The sequence below is a fragment of the Pseudomonas avellanae BPIC 631 genome (assembly GCF_000444135.1).
GTDB lineage: Bacteria > Pseudomonadota > Gammaproteobacteria > Pseudomonadales > Pseudomonadaceae > Aquipseudomonas > Aquipseudomonas avellanae.
In genome coordinates this window covers 1-833 of the sequence record NZ_ATDK01000201.1, presented here as the reverse complement: position 1 = coordinate 833, position 833 = coordinate 1, and the positions used below count along the sequence as shown (strand labels likewise).

At 42.9% G+C, this 833-nt stretch carries 1 pseudogene; it reads left to right on the top strand.

The features are described from left to right. Positions 1-83 precede the first annotated feature (83 nt). A pseudogene (locus tag DW49_RS1000000129805) lies at positions 84-416 on the top strand (tlde1 domain-containing protein); the annotation flags it as partial. Positions 417-833: the final 417 nt, after the last annotated feature.

Here is an 833-nt window from a genome sequence, read left to right as displayed (position 1 = left end):
GTTACCCATAACCTGCAAGCTAAGCTATTGATAAGATTTGAATTTTCCGTTAGTTGGTGGCTGATTTTTTCGAAAACAGTACACTAGACAGGGAGAGTGGTGGGATGCTGGGCTGGATCAGAGATCCAATAAAGGATTTTTATGCGCGAACTGATCGCAGTGGCTGGTTATCACTTTACCGAGATGATGGGCACATTGATGATCAAACAATCGTCAATGACGTAACAAGAGCAAATTTCAGAATACATCCTGTCGGCCCTCTGGGCCGAAGCGAAGGGTGTGTCACCATGACATCTAAAATAGCATTTGATCAGCTAAGCAAATACCTACACAATATGGAGGGAGATAGACCTCAAGGATCCGGACAGAAATACTTCGGCATTCTAGACGTAATAGACCCGAGAGAAAGAAAATGATGAGTATTATTAAAGTACTCATTAAGTTTTTCGTGTTTTTTTTGATAGCGTCACTCCTCACACGACACCTTATTGGAAGCGGACTGGTTCAAAAAGGACTTGGAACCTCTATCGGTGACACGCTGTATACAACTTTCTCTAACCTCTTCAACGTCAATGGATCCGAGCAGGCAGAAACATTGATAATCAGCGTGCTGCTTATCGCCTCCTTGGTTTTTGTGACTATACTTGGCTGGCTGATTTCAATTATCACTTCAAGACGACATCAAGGAAAACTTGAAAAATAGGAGTTGTATCACTGCACCGAATACACCTTTGGCTTTTGTAATAGGCAGCGAAAAATGCTGCTTATTGCCCAAAAAACGTAGCCACGCTTTTGGTAATAGCCGGCCATAAATGGAATAATACCCCCCCCCC